Genomic DNA, 17599 nt, shown 5'->3' on the forward strand with positions numbered 1-17599 from the left:
TCCGGGATCGCTGAGAGCTGGCTCTTCTGTGTCAGCGAAGCATCTCGGTCGACTTCTTCATGGTCGAGTACGCAAGGAACCGGTTCGGGCCGAGCCCGGTTCAGCGCCTGGCAGGCGTCACCTGAGCTCGACTGAGTACGAGCTTCCGCCGAACTCCCAGCCATCGGTGCCTTCGCCGATGTCGGCGACGATGACATTGTCGATGAAACGGTCCTCTAAGTCGTCGTCGCGGAGGTCGCCGGCCAGCCAGAGCGCTTCGATGGCGCTCCAGTCGCCGCGGCGTCCGTCGATGCGCAGGGGTGCAGCGCGGCGGGTGCCGCGTTCGCGTTCGTCGTTGCCGGTTTTGACGAGACCGCTGATCTCGAACTGGCCGTTCTTGATGAGGTCGGGGATGGGTTCGGCGGGGACGATGGCGACGTTCTCGTAGGCGGTGTGGATGAGGTCGCGGTAGCTGCGGCGGACGTTGTAGTCGGGATCCGACAGCCACTTGATCAGGGTGTCGGGTCGGACGTCGAGGCCGGTGCTTTCCAGGGCCTGGTAGCCGCGGTGGGTTCCGGTGAGCTGGCTGAGCTGGGCGTGCCAGTGTTTGGCGCTGTAGGAGGACAGCCAGTGGCGGGGTGTGACCTGGGCGCGCAGGAGGTCGCCCAGTGCGGCGCCGAGGGACTCGCCGTGGCCTGTGGGTCCGGCCATCAGTCGTCACCTTCGGGGATGAACTCGCCTCGGGGGATGAACTTGGCCTTCACTTCGCCGAACCCGGTCCCGATCCGGTACGTGCCGGGCGGGGTGTCCTGAGGGGTCCAGAAGATGGCGGCGTCGACGTTGCGCAGGGCGATGAGCGTGTGGCCTTCCTGGACGGCCTTGAAGGCGACGGTCCAGTGGCGGACGGATGCTTCGGCAACCATGCTCATGCGCCAGTCCGGCCGCCAGAACGGGGACCGCGACTCGGGCCGCTTGGGCCAGAGCAGGCGCAGTGCGATGGACAGGCGGGTCTTGTAGTTCTTGTACGGCTCCCCGCCCACCTTGACCAGCTCGGTGCGGGCCTCGCGGGCCGCGGCGTAGAACGGCTTGAACAGGGACTCGTTGGCCTTGCCGGTCCAGGAGTCGTGGATGGTCACGGGTGCGGTGAGGTGGCTGTCGCGGTGGAGGCGTTCGAGCTGTTTGATGTGTGGGGTGGTGACCCACACGCGGCCCTGGTCGTCGGGCCGGTCGACGAGCCGGCCGAGGGGGTGGGGCATGCCCGGGTGATTCCACTCCGGGATGTCGATGTGGTAGATCCCGGCCTGGGTCTTGTCGAAGGCGTCGAGGGGGCCGGTGTGCAGGAGCTTGTTCGGGGCGAGCGGGACGGCTGAGCAGGCGGAGGGGTAGCTGCCGTTGCGGTCGATCAGGCACATCACGCCGTCGCCGAAGGACGTGGGGACATCGAGCTGGTCGCGCCTGATGCGCTTGCCGTTGTCCCGGATGTGCGCGACGCGGCTGCTCGTGACGTCGGGGTGGACCCAGCTGGGCTCGCCCGCCATGTCCTCGCTGATCAACGGCCAGGGTCCGTCTTCTCGTTCCTCGGAGCGGATGACCGGGATCGGGTGCATCTTCGACCGGCCCACCGCGTCCTTGAGGATCCTCAGAGCCGGGAAGACCGCTCCCTCCGGCTCGTCCTCCTCATCACCGGGGACCAGGCCGTCATCGTCATCCCGTCGGGCGTCGTCGGCGGCATCGTCCGAGTCGGTACTGCTGCCTGCTACGGGCCGGGCGGTGGGAGCGTCCGGCTGTGCAGTGCTGTCGGTGGAGGCAGGTGTGTTGTAGGCGTGCAGCGCGGTGGCCAGACGGCGGCCCTCGACGTGGTCGGGCAGGTGCAGTTCGGCGGTGGCCATGGCCTGCAGGGGGGCGCGGAGTTCGTCGAGGTCTTTCACCTGGCCGCCTGCGAGCGCGGTGCGCAGGGCCGCGAGCAGACGGGTCGTCTCCGCGGGCAGTCCCTTGACGGCACCGGAGGTGAAGGGGAGGGCGGCGTCGGCCAGTTCCCGGTCGGCGGCGGTACCCACCATGTCCGGGACAGCGTCGGCGGCCGCGGGAGTGCCGGTGGCGGGCGCAGCGGGTGCGGGGGTGGTGTCGAGGAAGCGGGCGTGGGCGAGGTCGGGGCGCAGGGTCGTGGTGCCGATGATGCCCAGGTCGCGTTCGGCGACGGTCACGGTCGTCACCTGTTGGCCGGGGGTCGTGGTGAGGGTGAGGATGACGTCGGCGTCCAGCAGGTTCACGATGGCTGGGTCGTCGGTGTCCAGGACAGCGAGGACCGGTACGTGCTGGGTGCGGGCCAGTTCGCGCAGGATCTGGCTGGCTTCGGGAAGGTGTTCGCCGGACAGGGGCAGGTGCGGGTTGCGGGCCCGTTGCAGACGGTCCACGACCACCAGTGCCAGGTCGTCGGTGAGCGGGGCTGTGTCTGCGATGGCTTCTGCGGTCAGGTCGCTGCCGTCGTCGATGAGCAGCGGTGCGTGGCGGAGCCGTTCGACGACTTCCTGTTCGTGGGGGGTGAGGACGCCGGTCTTGAGGCGGGCGTAGTCGCCGTCGGCTTCCGCGGCGATGATGCGGCGGGTGATGTCGGCGCTGTTGGGGCCTGATGCCGCGTACAGGACACGCCCATTGCGGACGAGCGCGGTATGCCGGGCCGCTGCGAGGCCGATCAGGCTGCCGCCCACCTGGGGCTCGGCCGCGACCAGGACCAGACGGCCCGGCTGCAGGCCACCGGTCGCCTCGTCCAGGCCCGCCAGTCCGAAGGAGAGGCCGGGGGCGGGTCCGGAGGAGAGGACCTCGCCGATGGCGTCGCCGAGGGTGGCGAGCCGGCGTCCGCGCTCACGGCTGGGACTGGGCTGGCTGTTCACCGCACCTCCTGCGGATGCCGCGTCCTGCGCGGCCGAGTCGGATGGAGAGCCGCTGATCGGTCCGTCGACGGGCAACAGGACCGCAACCGGGGTCGTGTATCGCTTGAGCACCTGAGGCTGTCCCTGCGCTGCCAGCGCAACGAGATCACCGAGGTCTTTCTGCGCCGAACCGAGGGGATGCGTGGGCAGCCCATTGCCGTCCGGGTGCCGAGCCGCGGGAAACCGGTCAAGTGGCGCCAGCAGAGCACGCACGCCACGATTGTCGATCACTGTCGACCGGCCGCCTGGACCCTCCGTCAGTTTCACCAGAGCGTGCAGCTCCTCGCGGGCCTCGGTCACATTCCTGACGGCCCGAGCGTGCTCACTTTCAGGCGTCTGCGCCATGGCCTCACTCTCCCCAACTCGCCACCATCATAACAACAAGTCACCACCTATTGAGGCAAGTTAATAACTATTGACGCACTAAGTATTACTTCTTTTGGGGTAGTGAGGTGCCTGTGGCCGTGAAGAGCACGCAATACACCGCTGACGGACGAGCTCCACTGGGCGCGCGAGTGGATGGCCAGGGAGAGCCTCCGCTCCCGTGCTGGTCGTGCGCGTGGTTCTTGCTCGCGGCCTGATCCCCGGCTGCGAAAATGCCGCGGGTCCTCAATGTCGCCCGAGGGCGGGGTGAACAGTCGGCCCGTTTCGAACGGCTCGTTCAGTAACGGCGCCAGCAGCGACTGTTCGATGGCGAAGTACTCGTCGATCGTCCGCGGCCTCGCACCGATGCGACGGCATCCCTCGTGGCTGAAAGGCCAACCACCCGCCAGCCGCGTCCCCAACCTCACAGGGCAATACACCCCGCCGGGAAGCGCGCCGCCCTATTCCTTGCCGAAGGCGATCAGGGTGCCTTCGGCTCCGGGCACGAAGAGCCGGGCCTTGGAGGTGGCGATGCCGGGGACGACGAAACCGCGCCAGTCGTCCTCGGCGACGATGTTCGACATGGGCGGCGGCGTGGGGTAACGCCGGTATGACCACGCGACCTTGCCAGTCTTCTGGTCGAGCACGACAAGGCGTCCGTCGGAGTCCTCCACGTACACGTAGCCATTGGCCACTAGGCGCACGGTGGCCGCGTTCACGGAACTGGTGTAGGTCCAGGCGGCCTTGTACGTGCTGGTGCTAAGCGCCCTGACCTTGCCGTGATAGGCGAGGTACACGCGGCCCGGGCCGAAGACCGGGGTAGCGTCCGCGGGCAGCTTTCGCACGGCCGCGCCGGTCTTCTGGTCGTAGGCGGTGACCGTCTCGTCGTCGCTGTCGCTGCTGCGCATCCAGGCCGCGCCGGCGCCCAGCACGACGGGGTTGCCGTAGGCGCCCGAGACGTCGGGAACCTCGAAGCGGTGCAGTTCAGCGCCGGTCTTGAGGTCGAGGTGGTGCCAGGCGATGCCGTCGAAGCCGATCCACACGCCGGAGGCGTCGACGACGGTCGGGGCCCAGGAGTACTCCGAGAGGGGGGCCGTCCACACCTGGGCGCCGGTGTCGGCGCGCAGCGCCAGCGCCGTGCGGCGGCCGTCCTGTAGGTAGAGCAGGCCGTCGTACCAGACGGGCGGGTATTGCATGGACGCCGAGTCAAGGGTTATCGACCACTTCTGCTGTCCGGTGGCCGGGTCCCACGCGGCGATCGTGCCGCGCGACGTCTGCGTGTAGAGCAGGCCGCCCCCGTACGACACCCCGGCTTGGGGCTCGTTCTGCTCCAGGGAGACGGCCGGCCACAGGTCCTTGCCGGTGGCGGCCTGGACCCCGACGAGCATCATGCGCGGGCCACCCTCGGTGCCGTCGTCCGCGTTGACGACGGCGTACACCTTGTCGCCGACCGCGACGGGTGCCGAGACGACAGTCCCAAAATCCCGGGACCACAGCTTTTTGTACGGCGGGGCCGCCGTGGCCCCCGCGACGAGGCTGTCGGCCCGGCTGTCGGCGCGGTAGCCGAGCGTCGCGTCCGTCAGCTCGACCGCGGTAGCGGTCCGCCCCGGCACCGGAGCCGCCGCCTGCGGCGAGCCGGTGAACGTCAACAGCGTGACGGCGGCGACGCAGACGACGCCAAGTCTCCTACCTGAACGGCGTGTTGTTGCCTTCAACGAGATACCCCCTGGTCGGAAGTCACCCGGTCAGGATGACCACGACCCACTACCCTCACAGAAGCGTCACATGCGTTCAGAACACACCGGCGCTCCAAGGAACTGGTCGCGCTCAAGGACGGCTACCGCGAGTCGGGCGAGCCCTGGGCCTAACGTCGCGTCCCCAAGGTGTGGTTGATGCGCGCTTGGCGTTGAGGGGGTTGACGGCCATCGAGGCCCCTGGCAGGTCGGATATTGGTGAGAGATCTGACCTGTGGAGCCTCGATGTCTTGTCATCGTGTCACCGCAGCGGGAGTGAACTCCAGAGTTGGACAGCGGATCACGTCGGCGCGGGCAGCTGCCGGAATCCGGCTGGAGGCACTGGATGAGTTCGTGTCCCCGCAAGCGGTGGAGGAAGCCGTCCGTTCCTGCGGCCGCCTCGACAGACGCTGGTGCGCAAGCCTGCCGGCCGGCGCGGTGGTCTACTTCGTGCTGGCGATGTGCCTGCACTTCAGCGAGAGCTACGCGGAGATCCTGCGCAAGCTCACCGACGGCATGCGGGGAGCAGTCCACACGGGTGCCCTGCGGGTGGCAGGCACCTCCGCCGTCTCCAAGGCCCGTGCCCGGCTGGGCCCTGAGCCGCTGAAGGTCCTGTTCGAGCAGGTGCGCGGCCCGCTGACCACCGCGCAGTCGCCCGGCGCGTTCGCCTTCGGCCGACGCCTGCTGATGCTGTCCCTGGACGGCACCGTCCTCGATGTCGCACCCACGCCGGCCAACACCAAGGCGTTCGGCCCGCCTCCGGGCGGCAGCCGCAAACCCGGACGCCACCCGCAGGTCAAACTCGTCCTGCTGATCGCCTGCGGCACCCGCGGCATCCTCGGCGCCTGCTTCGGCCCGCGCCGGGACAACGAAGTCACCCTGGCCAAACACCTGGCCACGTACCCGACGCTGTCGGGCGGGCAGCTCGTGCTGATGGACCGGGCCTTCCACGGCCACGACATCCTCGCCCGGATCACCGACTGCGGCGCCGACTTCATCGTCCGGGCCCATGCCCACCACTGGCTGCCCCACCTGCGCGAACTCGCGGACGGAAGCTTCCTGTCCTGCGTCCCGGACCGGGCCTCCAGCCAACGCCAGGCCGCTTCCCGATTCTGCAACCGGCGCATGCCCCCGGGCCACCCGCACGGCGTCGCGGTACGGGTCGTGGACGCCGACATCACCGCCACCCCCGAACACGGATCGCCCCGCACCCGTCCCCTGCGCGTGATCACCAGCCTGCTGGACCCCCGCGAAGCCCCGGCCGAGCAGGTCGCCGCGGTCTATGCAGAACGCTGGAACAGCGAGACCAGCCTGTTCGAGGCCAAGATCCTCCAACGCGACCACCGGCCCCTGCTGCGGTCCAAGAATCCCGACGGCGTCGCCCAGGAAATCTACGGACTGCTCATCACCCACCAGTACCTGCAGGCCCAACGGGCCCGTGCCGCCCAGGCCAGCCGCGATCCCGCGACCGATCGGGCACTGGACCCCGACCGCATCTCCTTCACCGCGGTTCTCCGCGCGATCCGCCGCCACCTGCACTACCGACCCGCCGCAGGACAGCCCTCGCTGATCACCATCGTCCAGGCGGAGGCCCTGGCCCAGCTCATCCCCTGCAGACCCCATCGCACCAGACCACGCGCCAGACAGGCACCCAACCACCGCGTGAGAGCCCCCGGACCCGTGCCGACCGGCAACGTCATCTACACGATCACCATCTGCCACCGAGACGAGACCCCGCGCGTCACACCTCAACCAACAGCCAAATAGCGACGCGACGTTAAGCCCTGGGCCGACCTGATGCGCGACTGCGCCCGCCGGGGCATGCGCGCCCCCGTCCTCGCGGTCGGGGACGGCGCCCTGGGCTTCTGGAAGGCGCTGGCCGAGGCGTTCCCGGAAACCCGCGAGCAGAGGTGCTGGGTTCCCAAAACCGCAAATGTGCTCGACTCCATGCCGAAGTCCGCGCAGCCCGGCGCGAAGAAGGCCATCCAGGACATCTACAACGCCGAGGACAAGCAGCACGCGCAGGCAGCGATCAAGACGTTCACCCAGCTCTATGGCGTGAAGTTCCCCCAAGGCCGTCAAGAAGATCACCGACGCCGAGGCCGAGTTGCTGGCTCTCTTCGACTTCCCCGCCGAGCACTGGATCCACCTGCGCACCACCAACCCGATCGAATCCACCTTCTCCCACCGTCCGCCTGCGGACCAAGGTCACCCGCGGGGGCCGGCTCCCGCACCGCCGCCCTGGCGATGGTCTTCAAACTCGTCGAGTCCGCCCAGCAGAGGTGGCGAGCCGTGAACGCGCCCCACCTCGTCGGCTTCGTCCACGCCGGAGCCCGCTTCGAACGCGGCGAGCTCGTCGAACGCTCCGAGGTGGTTGCGGCATGATCAAGGCCAGCCGATTCCCTGGGGGCCGACCGTGGCAGGGTCTGAACACGTGCTGGTGCGAGACGGTGTCCGGCTTGCCTGCCGGGACTGGGGCGGGCCGGGACAGCCGATCGTGTTGCTGCACGGCCTGGCCGGTCACGCAGGTGAATGGGACGTGCTGGCACAGAGCTTGAGCTCCAGGTATCGAGTCATTGCGGTCGACCAGCGCGGGCACGGCGCCAGCGAGCGCCACCCGCAGGACGTCTCCCGCACCGCCTACGTCGCCGACGTCATCGCCGTCGTTGATCAGTTGGCGCTGCAGCGGCCAGTCCTGGTCGGCCAGTCGCTGGGCGGGCACACCGCCATGCTCACCGCCGCTGCACATCCCGGACTGGTCCGGGCACTCGTGCTCGTCGAAGCCGGACCCGGCGGTCCGAACCCGAACAGCCCCGTGGACATCGGCGCATGGCTCGACTCATGGCCGACACCGTTCCCCTCACGCGAAGCGGCAGCCGCGTTCCTCGGCGGCGGACCGGTCGGCGCAGGCTGGGCGGCCGGACTAGAGGAACACGAGGGCGGATGGTGCCCTCGCTTCGACCGGGACGTGATGGTTCGCTCGCTGGCGGAGAACGCCCAGCGTTCCTTTTGGCACGAGTGGGGGCAGGTCGCGTGCCCCACCCTGGTCGTCCTGGCCCAATCCAGCTTCATCCCTGCCCACGAAGCCGAGGAGATGCTCCGCCAGCGACCTGCCACCATGGCCATGAGCATGCCCGGCACCGGCCACGACCTGCACCTGGAACAGCCTGAAGCCCTGCACACCGCGCTCTCGGACTTCCTCGAGGGCGTCGCCTGAGAAACCCACCGCGGTCATAGTGACACCAAAGTCAGACTCCGCAGATAGCCACCGATCCACAGGTCTTGACGATTACTCGCATCCGCGGCACGCACGGCACCAACAGACCGTGAGCATGAGCGGGGCACCTTGGGTCGCGCTGCCGTACGGGTGTTCGCGCGGGTCGAACGTCCCGTGACGGGCCGGCCACGACTGTCACGATCCGGTGATCAGGGAACGGCATCGCACCGAAGGGGCCAGCCAGCGGCGCATGATCGCGTCTCCGAACCACTGAGGGGGACTTCATGCTGACCAAATTCCGGGGCGCTGTGGCTGCGGCCGTCATGGCAGGCGCGCTACTGGCACCGGTGGCAGTTGCCACCGATGCTGCGGCTGCGTCGTGCGCCCGGCACACGACGGGCGTCTGCAAGGCGAACTCGTCCCATCCGCGCGGGGCGACAGCGAAGTGCAAGGACGGCACCTACTCCTACAGCGCCAGCTTCCGGGGCACCTGCTCCCACCACCGGGGCGTCAAGTACTGGTACCGGTAGGCAGACAGGCGAACGCCCCCACCCGGTGACGCTGCGCTGGTAGCAACGGGGCCGGCCTGGTTGCGGCGCCCGTGGTGGGTGTTGGCTCACGTGGGCGGTGGACCGGTGCGCAGCAGAAGGACGGCGATGTCGTCGGTGTAGTGGGCGGTGGGCCGGGCGTGGTGGAGGAGGACATCGATGAGGCGCTCGAGACTGTCCCCGTCGTGCTGGGCAAGGTGGCGGGCAAGGCTGTTGGCCCTCTGGTCGACATCGGTGCCAGGGATTTCGATGAGCCCGTCGGTGTAGAGGGCGAGGGTGGTTCCCGGAGGGAGCGGATGGACGGTGAGGGGATAGGAGAGGTCTGTGTCGATGCCGAGCAGGGGTCCGGGGTCGAGTTCCATGACGCCGGGCGGCATGGCGGGATGGTGCAGGAGCGGCGGTGGGTGGCCTGCGCTGGCCAGGACGGCTTCCTGGCGGGCGAGGTCGATGTGCACGTACAGGCAGGAGACGAGCAGGTCGGTTTCCAGGTCGGCAAGGACCCGGTTGATCCGGGCCAGGACCCGGTCGGGCGGAGCGCCGGCAGCGGCGTGGATCGCGGTGCGGACCTGCCCCATGAGGGCGGCGGCCGACACGTTGTGGCCCTGGACGTCGCCGATGACGGCTGCGGCGGTTGTGGCGTCGATGCGGATGACGTCGTAGAAGTCACCGCCGATGTCCATGCCACGGCTGGCGGGCAGGTAGCGCGCGGCGCTCTCCAGGCCCGGCAGGAGGGGCAGGCTACGGGGCAGGAGCGCTTGTTGAAGGCCGCGGGCGAGGTCGCGGGTGGCGTCGTAGAGCCGGGCGCGGTCCAGGGACTGGGCGATCAGCCCGGCCAGCGAGGTCAGCACGGCGCGCTCGTCCGCGCCGAAGTCGTGTGGCCGGTCGTAGGAGAGGATGCAGCAGCCCACGGGCTTGCCGGAGACGACCAGCGGCAGGAAGGCCCATGCCTGCTTGCCGCTGATCTGCGGCGCTCTGGGGTAGCGGCGGGCCATCTCACGGGGGCTGGCGAAGAAGGAGGGGATGCCGTCGGCGAGTACCTGTCCCGCGGGGGTGAGGTCGGTGTCCAGCGGCAGGCCGTCGAGTCCGTCGATCGTCTGCTGGTCGTAACCGTGGTGCCCGGTGATCTTCAGGCGGCCGGCGTCGTTCGCCGACACCACCAGGCCGTCCGCGCCGAAAGCGGGCAGCACCTGGTCGGCAATGAGCTCGACGACGTCGCGAACGGCGACCGTCTCGGTGAACGCGGCTGCCAGGTGCACCAGCTGATACAGGCGCCCGACCTGCGGGGGCGTAGATGCGGCACCGGTGGACCGCGATGCACGGGCGGGCACGGGCCAGCCGTGCTCGGGTGCCGGGGCGGCGGTGATGCGGACGCTGATACCGCTGGCGTCCGGGTAGAGCTGGAATTCCAGCCAGGTGTCGGGAGGCCGCAGAGCCGTGAAGGTGACCGGGTCACGGCTGATGACGGCCGTGCGGTAGTGGTCCTCGATATGAGTGTCGTCCAGCCAGGGCAGGGACTGCCAGGGGCGGGTGCCCAGCAGTCGTCCGGCATCGACGCCGAGCAGCAATTCCGTCGAGGCGGTCAGGAAGGTGATCCGGCCCTGGAGGTCCAGGCCCAGCGCTTCTTCGGGCAGACGCTCGATGTAGTCCACCGCGGCCTGCGGCAACTGGCCGCCGTGCGGGCGGGCGGCCCCGCCGGCCGGAATGAGCCGAGGATCCTCCGGCACGGCAGGCGGTACAGCGGACTCGTCCAGGAGGCGAGCGATGCGCCGGGCCGCGGAACCGATGTGGCCCCGTTCGCGCGCGGTGGCGCCGGCAGGATGGCTGGCTGGCCACAACAGCATCAGCGCGCCCCAGCACCGCCCTCTGCCCTGCAGCGGGGTCGCAGCAAGCGCGAACCGGTAGGGCAGACTCGCGGCGGCGCGGGGATAAGCGCGGGCCATGTCGTCCTGGGACCCCACCCAGACCAGCCGGTCCTCGCGGACCGCATCTCCCACCGGAACGGGCGCGCCCAGCGGCACTCGCCGCCACGGCCACACCACCTCCAGCGGAACACCGCACATCACCACAAGACCCAGCACCTGCGCGGTCTCGTCGAGCAGGTAGATCCCGCCAGCGGAAGCGCCGGTGCGGCGCACCGTGTCCGCCAGGGCGTCATCCAGCATCCCGACGCCGGGCTTCTCGCTGCGGCTGGACACCACACATCCCAATCCCCACGGGCGGGCATCGCGGGAGGGGGATCGCCCGCCGTGCATGACGACCGTCCCTCGACAATACGCCCCGTGTATTGCGCGACCAGGGCGATGAAACGGACGTCGGCAACCCACTCGCCCGGCCCACTCCTGCTGCGCAGCCCATCTCATCGCCAGGGCTCCGGTGGAGGGCCCGTCCTCTTGGAGGCGGGACCCTCTACCGGTTCGCGCTTCAGTGCTTGCTGTGCTTGCCGCGCATGGAGTCCTTGGCGTCGTGCACGGCTTCCTTCGCCTGGCCCTCCGCCTGGTCCATCTTTCCCTCGGCCTTCATCCGGTCGTTGCCGGTGACTTTGCCGACCGCTTCCTTCGCCTTGCCCTTCGCCTTGTCCATGCCGCCCTTGTCAGCCATGTCCTGCTCCTTGCATGAGAAATCAGTGACGGTGACAAACTAGGGCGTAATTGCATATATCGCTCGACAAGCGCTGCACGAGACAAACCACGGCCAAGGTGATAGCAGGCGGGACATCGGACCCGGGGATGGAGCAGCATGGGTCTCGCCTCCGCGATGGGTCCGAGGATTCAGGAGACGCGCAGGAGGGTGGTGGCGGGGCGGATCGCGTTGGGCCCGAACTTGGCGCGGATGCGGTCGCTGACTTCTTCGGCGACGAGGCGGGCCTCGCGTGTCTGGTCGAGGCTGATCTGCTCGGCGACCTGGCCGGCGGCGACAAGGTCTTCGCCTTTCAGTGTGATGGCGGTGATCCGGCCGCGCTGGAGTCCTGCCGCGTCGATCAGCCGATACGCCAGCGTGCGCAGGTCGTCGTCGTGTGCGGAGGCCTCCGCCAGCCGGCGGGTCTTTTCCCAGCTGGTGCCTCCGGCGAAGCGCAGGGTCAGGGTCAGCCCGCGGGCGGCCTGGTCGCGGCGGCGCAGTTGGAGGGCGAGGGTGACGACCGCGTCGAGGAGGGCGGCGCGGACGGCGGCGCCGTCCAGGGTGTGCCGGGGGAAGGCGCGGTGGACGCTTGCGGTGGCGGGCAGGGTGCGGGGGACGACGGGGCGGGGGTCGATGGCGCGGGCCCGGTCGGCGGCTTGGCGTCCGGTGCGGCCGCCCAGGAGGCGCTGGACGGTGGCGGGCGGGATCGCGGCGAGCAGGCCGATGCGGTGGACGCCGTAGTCGTGCAGGGCCTGGGCCTGGCGGGGTCCGATGCCGTGCAGGGCCTCGACCGGAAGGGGTCCGAACCAGTCCGCGACCTGGTCGGGGGTGATGGCGAGGACGCCGCCGGGGCCGGGGATCTGGCCGGAGGCGGTGGCGGCGACGGTGATGGACGGGCCGATCCCGACGCGGACGTCGACGCCCAGCCTCGAGATGGTCCGTACTCGCAGCACCTCCCCCAGCCGGGCGGCGTCCACCCCGTGGTAGCGCAGCGCGCCCCGGAGCTCCGCGAGGGCGGCTGTCGGGGGCAGCGCCTGGACGACCGGCGACAGCTCCGCCATCTGCTCCAGCACCTGCCGGTAGAGGTCCTCCGGCAGCCGGTCCGGGCAGCGCACGTGCATCACGCTCGCCCCCTGTCGTGCTTCGGTCCCTGTCTCCACAGCACTCACCTCCTCCACTCCACGTTATCGAACTAGAATTCGAACACGCGAGACGGTGAACCCGGTGACCTCTGGATCTAGAATCGGATACATGTTCGATGACTTGCCGCCTGACCTGGGGCGACTGCTCACCCTGCGGGTGTGGCACGCCATGTGGCTGCAGCGCATCGACACCAAGATCGCCGCCCTCCAGGAGCGGGAGGCCGAACAGGAACAGGGCCGCCAGAACCGGCCGACAGAGCCGGACTGGGTCGTCGAACTCGGCATCGGCAACGGCCGCCCGCCCATCGAGGTCCACGTCGGCGGCTGCTACGCCGCGGGCAAACGACGGCGCCCCGTCCCGCGCGACGAAGCACGCCGGCTCCTCACCTCAGGCGTACGCGCCTGCGGTCACTGCCAGCCCGACACCGCGCTGGAGATCCTCGACTTATCCGCCGGCTCAGCCCTCTCCACCGCGATGCGCTGACCGGCACCCTGCATCTTCTGGCCTCAGGCTGCTTTCGCGGTGACCAATCCACCCATCACCCGGAACAGGACACCCTGATGACCAGCGCTCCCCCGCCACCGGTCAGCGAACCGGACCCCTCCACCTTCACCTGCCCCGGCAGCCTGGTCGGCCCGTGCTCCGGCTGCCAGCGACGCACCCACAAGTACGGCAACGGCGGCATGCCCCTGTGCCAGTGGTGCCTGGCCCCCGTCCAGGAGAACTGGGGCTCCACCGTCCGCTTCACCAGCAGCCGCCCGTAACCACCTGCTGCGACGTGGCCCGGCAGCCCTGCACATCCTCGACTGACCGCCCACGGCCGAGACCGCCTCTCCCCCGTTCAGCCAGCGATGCTCGCCGCGCTTGGGCCTGCGCCTGCTTCTAGGCTGAAGGCCTCGGGGCTTGTCGCGGAGGTCCCCCATGCCCCGAACCATCTGGTCCGGCGCCATCTCATTCGGCCTGGTCACCGTGCCGATCCACGTGGTCAACGCCCGGGAGGACCACAGCATCCACTTCCACCAGGTCCACCTGGAGGACATGGGCCGGGTGCGGAACCGCAAGATCTGCGAGATCGAGGACCGCGAGGTAGCGCAGTCCGAGATCGGCAAGGGCTACCAGTGGGGCAAGGACACGATCATCCCGGTCCTCGACGAGGAGCTGCGGGAGATACCGCTGCCCACAGCGAAAGCCATCGAGATCGAAGCTTTCGTGCCCCTGGACTCCATCGACCCGATCCAGATCGGCGAGGGCTACTACCTGGAGCCCGACGGTCAGGTGGCGGCCAAGCCCTACACCCTTTTGAGGCAGGCCCTGGAGCGCTCGTCGAAGGTGGCCGTCGCGAAGTACGCCTGGAGCGGCCGTGAACGGCTGGGCCTGCTCCGCGTCCGCGACAACGTCATCGTCCTGCACGCGATGCGCTGGGCCGACGAGATCCGCGACCCGTCCCAGCTGAAACCGGAAGAAGTGGAACTCACCGATGACGAGATCGCCCAGGCCGAGCAGCTCATCGACCGGCTGACCCGCGACGACCTGGAAGGCGACGACTTCACCGACCGGTACACAGAAGCAGTGGAGCAGCTCATCGACGCGAAGCGGGAGAACCGCGAACCGCCCACGGCCGAGGAACCCGAGGAGACGCCGGGGCAGGTCGTCGACCTGATGGCCGCGCTCAAAGAGTCCGTGGCCAAGGCCAAGGCCTCCCGCGGCGAGGACGCCACCGTCCACGACATGCCCACGAAGAAGACCGCAGCCAAAAGGACGACGGCCAAGAAGACGGCAAAGAAGCAGCCCGCCAAGAAGGCAGCCAAGAAGACGACGGCGCGGAAGCCGCGGCGCAGCGCCTAGACCTGCTTACTGCTCAGTACTCCATCAGCGTTTCGCTATCTGGGCTGGCCCGCGTGGGCGGGTCGGGCGTCGTGGTCGACGGCGAGGCTTCCGCTGACTGAGGCGCCACGGGCAATCGCTCGTCAACAAGAACGTGGTCATGAGGCAGGCCGTCGGAATGGCGCAATCGTCGTCGCCCGGGACCAGCGATCGCTGCGTCTCGCCGGTTCGAAGCGAACAATCGATAGATAGACCCCCTTCGTCTCTTCTGGCGTCCGACACCGCATGGCACACCACCAAGGTGCGCGCCGGCTTGGCCGAGTCGACGTGCGGCGTCCTTGCACGGGAGGCACTCTGGAAGGGACCTGACCGGACGCAGACGCCCGGCCTGCAGAGCTGATCTGCCCGCGCCGGAGGCGACGCATGGAAGATCTGGCCATGGCATCGGACGACGCGCTGCTCGTCATCGACGCAGCGGGTCTCATCGTCGGGTGGAGCCAGGAGGCCAGGTCACTGTTCGAGCGCGACGCAGACCTCGCGGTCGGCGTTCCCGTTGTGGAGCTGCTGACCGCGGCATGGACCCCCGCCGGTGCCGGGCCGGACTGCCGTTCGGACAGGACAGCGGCGATTCCCGGGCTCGCGGTAAAGCCCGTGACGTTGCGCGATGGCCGCTCGGGCTGGGGCGTCTACCTGCTGCGCCCAGAGGAGCTGGGCGCCGACGCACGGGGGCAGGCATTGTTGACGGCGCTGTTTACCCAGTCGCCCATCGGGATGCAGGTATTGGATCCCGATCTGCGCGTCCTGCGGGTGAACACAGCGGCAGCGGGGATGAGCGCATTCGAGCCCGCAGACGCGTTCGGCCGCCACTTCAGCGACGTGGTTCATCTGTCACACCCTGAAGAGACCGTGGCGATGCTGCACGACGTGCTCGCCACCGGCGAACCCGCGCTGAACCGGCTCGTACGCGGCCGCCCACCCAACGACCCCGCTCACGAGCACGTGTACTCCGTCTCCGTGTTCCGGCTTCAAGACGCCGACGGCCGGGTGCTGGGTGTATCCACGGCGGTGGTGGACGTCACCGTCCGCGAGCGGGCCCTCGCCCACGCTCGAGTCCTCAACGACGTGCGAGAACGTCTAGGGCACACGCTCGAGTTGGACGCCACCTGCAGGGAACTCGTCGACGTCCTCGTGCCCGCCTTCGCCGACGCCGCAGAAGTCGACCTGCTGGACCCCGTCGTGCGGGGCGATGACCCCCCGCCCGGGCCCGTGGGGGCCGCCATACCCCTGCGGCGGATGTCCTTCGCCTCGGCGGACCCTCAACGGGACTCACTGGGCACCGGTACGGGTCCGTTCAGATTTCCTGGGGCGTGGCTTCAGTCCCTGACGGACCTACGCCCCCAGCTGATCACGTACCAGCCGGACGAAACCCCCGACCACCAGCCACAGACGTCCCGCGCGCAGGGCTCGCCGGGCCCGCACTCTGCCATCGTCACCCCGATGGCGCTGAGGAACGGCGTATTGGGAATACTGAGTCTCTACCGTTCTCCCGACCGCGACCCGTTCGTGGACCAGGACCTCGGCCTCGCTCTGGAGGTCGCTGCACGGACCTCGCTGCACGTCGACAACGCGCGCCGCTACGCCCGAGAGCACACCATCGCCCTGACGCTGCAGCGCCGCCTCCTGGCCCAGCGCCCAGCGCCGCAGGCAGCCGTGGAGAGCGCCCACTTCCATCACTCGGCCGATGCCGGCGGCGGCTGGTTCGACGTCTTCCCCCTGTCCGGTGCGCGCATCGCCCTCACCGTCGGCCGCGCCTCCGGTACAGGCATCCACGCCGCCATGGCGATGGGTCAGCTGCGCACCGCCATCCACACCCTGGCGTCACTGGACCTGGAACCTGACGAACTGCTCGCCCGCCTCAACGAGACCGTGGCCCGACTTTCCGCCGAACGCGCCGACCTGCCGACCAGCGACCCTCTGCAAGACCAGAAACTGACCGCCGACTGCCTCTACGGGATCTACGATCCCCTGGCCCTGAGCTGCACCCTCGCCCTCGCCGGGGGCCCGCAACCGGTACTCGCCCACCCCCACGGGGCCACCGAGACAATCGATGTTCCCGTCGCTCCCCCACTGGGCGGCGGCGAAGACACCTTCGCCAGCACCCGTCTGGACCTCCCCGAGGGAAGCATCATCGCTCTCTACACCGACGCGTTCCTTCCCGCGAGCGAGGCAGAAGGGAAGACCGGCCAGGACCGTCTGCGGCAGGTCCTCGCTCAAAGCACACACCCCCTGGGCGACCTGTGCGACGAGGCCGTGCGCACCGTCCCCGCCCCCGGCACCGACGCGGTGTTGCTCCTCGTGCGAACCCAGGTACTCGAACCCAGCCTCGTCGCCACCTGGGACCTGCCCGCCGAGCCCTCGGCCATCGCCACTGCCCGCGCCCGAACGCGGCGTCAGCTGACCCAATGGAACCTCGACGAGCTCTCACTCACCACGGAGCTCATCGTCAGCGAACTGGCCACCAACGCCGTCCGCTACGGCACCCCTCCCATCACCCTCCGCCTGATCAACAGCGGCCGTACGCTCACCTTCGAGGTCAGCGACTCCAGCCCCGTCTCACCACACCTTCGCCATGCCCAGACCACTGACGAGGGCGGACGCGGCCTTTTCATCTTCGCCGAACTCGCACAGAACTGGGGCGTCCGCTTCAGTGACAACAGCAAGACCATCTGGACGGAACAGGAAAGCCCCCAGCCGGCATAGAACACTCTCCCGCGCCTCCGAGGGCGCCTCCTCAATCTCCGCCGCCCCCACCGGCCGCGGTCTCCCCATCCTTCACGGCGCCCCGCCGGGGGCAGCTTCGGGACGGAGTGGAGGCCGACGGTCGAGATGATGCGGTCATACGGTCCGCTGCCGGAATGGCCCTCGGCGCCGTCGCGCACCGCGAGGGTCGGGTCGATGTCGATGCTGGTCACGTTCGCATGCCCGAGCCGGGGGGCAGAGCAGCGCCGCGTTGTGGCTCTGTGCGCGAGATCGGACAGCAGTTGTTCACCGGTTAGAGCGGCGGTGGAGCCAAGGGCGGGAGTCGAACTGTCCACGAGGGCCGGCAGCGCCGGTCTCGCCTGTGACTTCGCTTGAGCCCGATGTAGTGCCGGTGGCGGAGCTCCGCGACCGCCGGCACCGTCGCTGCGGACGGGCATGCACTTCGCGCCGCCCTGACGACAGGTCAGCAGCGCCGTTCACCAGGTG

Annotated in this window: 13 protein-coding genes and 1 pseudogene; 8 read left to right on the forward strand and 6 right to left on the reverse strand. The window is 69.3% G+C overall.

Going from position 1 to position 17599, the window contains the following annotated elements; all coding sequences use genetic code 11:
- Positions 1-117: 117 nt before the first annotated feature.
- The 3 genes from ACFWBT_RS09660 to ACFWBT_RS09670 form a co-directional block, all read right to left on the reverse strand.
- Positions 118-690 (reverse strand): hypothetical protein, encoded by a 573-nt coding sequence (locus ACFWBT_RS09660; protein ID WP_385697737.1) that lies wholly within the window; start codon positions 688-690, stop codon positions 118-120.
- Positions 690-2870: a DnaB-like helicase C-terminal domain-containing protein gene (locus ACFWBT_RS09665; protein WP_385697739.1), complete on the reverse strand. Its 2181-nt coding sequence runs from the start codon at positions 2868-2870 to the stop codon at positions 690-692. Before ACFWBT_RS09665 ends, ACFWBT_RS09660 begins: the two co-directional genes overlap by 1 nt.
- A gap of 863 nt (positions 2871-3733) precedes the next feature.
- Positions 3734-4987 (reverse strand): PQQ-binding-like beta-propeller repeat protein, encoded by a 1254-nt coding sequence (locus ACFWBT_RS09670; RefSeq protein ID WP_385697741.1) that lies wholly within the window; start codon positions 4985-4987, stop codon positions 3734-3736.
- Between the two features lie 294 nt (positions 4988-5281).
- Here ACFWBT_RS09670 and ACFWBT_RS09675 point away from each other — a divergent pair, with 294 nt between their 5' ends.
- The 4 genes and pseudogenes from ACFWBT_RS09675 to ACFWBT_RS09690 all read left to right on the forward strand — a co-directional run bounded on the left by ACFWBT_RS09675 (position 5282) and on the right by ACFWBT_RS09690 (position 8752).
- Complete coding sequence (locus tag ACFWBT_RS09675; RefSeq protein WP_385697743.1) at positions 5282-6772, forward strand: IS4 family transposase; 1491 nt, start codon at positions 5282-5284, stop codon at positions 6770-6772.
- Positions 6773-6787: 15 nt separating this feature from the next.
- Positions 6788-7390 (forward strand): annotated as a pseudogene (locus tag ACFWBT_RS09680) (transposase); the annotation flags it as partial.
- A 112-nt stretch (positions 7391-7502) separates the two neighbouring features.
- Positions 7503-8222 carry an alpha/beta fold hydrolase gene (locus tag ACFWBT_RS09685; protein WP_385697745.1) on the forward strand — a complete coding sequence of 240 codons (720 nt, stop codon included), beginning with the start codon at positions 7503-7505 and terminating at the stop codon, positions 8220-8222.
- A gap of 284 nt (positions 8223-8506) precedes the next feature.
- On the forward strand, positions 8507-8752 hold the full coding sequence (locus ACFWBT_RS09690; protein WP_385697746.1) for a DUF3761 domain-containing protein: 246 nt from the start codon (positions 8507-8509) through the stop codon (positions 8750-8752).
- Positions 8753-8838: 86 nt separating this feature from the next.
- Here ACFWBT_RS09690 and ACFWBT_RS09695 read toward each other — a convergent pair whose 3' ends face one another.
- From ACFWBT_RS09695 to ACFWBT_RS09705, 3 genes are all read right to left on the reverse strand, one after another.
- Positions 8839-10932, reverse strand: coding sequence for a SpoIIE family protein phosphatase (locus tag ACFWBT_RS09695; protein ID WP_385697762.1), 2094 nt, complete (start codon positions 10930-10932; stop codon positions 8839-8841).
- Between the two features lie 259 nt (positions 10933-11191).
- On the reverse strand, positions 11192-11368 hold the full coding sequence (locus ACFWBT_RS09700) for a CsbD family protein (RefSeq protein WP_385697748.1): 177 nt from the start codon (positions 11366-11368) through the stop codon (positions 11192-11194).
- A gap of 170 nt (positions 11369-11538) precedes the next feature.
- Positions 11539-12507, reverse strand: coding sequence for a hypothetical protein (locus tag ACFWBT_RS09705; protein ID WP_385697764.1), 969 nt, complete (start codon positions 12505-12507; stop codon positions 11539-11541).
- Between the two features lie 130 nt (positions 12508-12637).
- Between ACFWBT_RS09705 and ACFWBT_RS09710 the strand changes: the two genes are divergently transcribed.
- The 4 genes from ACFWBT_RS09710 (at position 12638) to ACFWBT_RS09725 (ending at position 17113) form a co-directional block, all read left to right on the forward strand.
- Complete coding sequence (locus ACFWBT_RS09710; protein ID WP_385697750.1) at positions 12638-13012, forward strand: DUF6233 domain-containing protein; 375 nt, start codon at positions 12638-12640, stop codon at positions 13010-13012.
- Positions 13013-13089: 77 nt separating this feature from the next.
- On the forward strand, positions 13090-13293 hold the full coding sequence (locus ACFWBT_RS09715) for a hypothetical protein (protein WP_385697752.1): 204 nt from the start codon (positions 13090-13092) through the stop codon (positions 13291-13293).
- Positions 13294-13450: 157 nt separating this feature from the next.
- Positions 13451-14374, forward strand: a complete 924-nt coding sequence (locus ACFWBT_RS09720; protein WP_385697753.1) for a Ku protein — start codon at positions 13451-13453, stop codon at positions 14372-14374.
- A 417-nt stretch (positions 14375-14791) separates the two neighbouring features.
- Positions 14792-17113 (forward strand): SpoIIE family protein phosphatase, encoded by a 2322-nt coding sequence (locus ACFWBT_RS09725; RefSeq protein WP_385697755.1) that lies wholly within the window; start codon positions 14792-14794, stop codon positions 17111-17113.
- Positions 17114-17599: the final 486 nt, after the last annotated feature.

The organism is Streptomyces sp. NPDC060027 (assembly GCF_042737005.1).
Lineage (GTDB): Bacteria > Actinomycetota > Actinomycetes > Streptomycetales > Streptomycetaceae > Streptomyces.

Excerpts from the sequence above, each read along its gene's own strand:
- ACFWBT_RS09660 (WP_385697737.1), bottom strand. The coding sequence starts at position 690 with ATGGCCGGACCCACAGGCCACGGCGAGTCCCTCGGCGCCGCACTGGGC.
- ACFWBT_RS09690 (WP_385697746.1), top strand. The coding sequence starts at position 8,507 with ATGCTGACCAAATTCCGGGGCGCTGTGGCTGCGGCCGTCATGGCAGGC.
- ACFWBT_RS09695 (WP_385697762.1), bottom strand. The coding sequence starts at position 10,932 with ATGCTGGATGACGCCCTGGCGGACACGGTGCGCCGCACCGGCGCTTCC.
- ACFWBT_RS09700 (WP_385697748.1), bottom strand. The coding sequence starts at position 11,368 with ATGGCTGACAAGGGCGGCATGGACAAGGCGAAGGGCAAGGCGAAGGAA.
- ACFWBT_RS09705 (WP_385697764.1), bottom strand. The coding sequence starts at position 12,507 with ATGCACGTGCGCTGCCCGGACCGGCTGCCGGAGGACCTCTACCGGCAG.
- ACFWBT_RS09710 (WP_385697750.1), top strand. The coding sequence starts at position 12,638 with ATGTTCGATGACTTGCCGCCTGACCTGGGGCGACTGCTCACCCTGCGG.
- ACFWBT_RS09715 (WP_385697752.1), top strand. The coding sequence starts at position 13,090 with ATGACCAGCGCTCCCCCGCCACCGGTCAGCGAACCGGACCCCTCCACC.
- ACFWBT_RS09720 (WP_385697753.1), top strand. The coding sequence starts at position 13,451 with ATGCCCCGAACCATCTGGTCCGGCGCCATCTCATTCGGCCTGGTCACC.
- ACFWBT_RS09725 (WP_385697755.1), top strand. The coding sequence starts at position 14,792 with ATGGCATCGGACGACGCGCTGCTCGTCATCGACGCAGCGGGTCTCATC.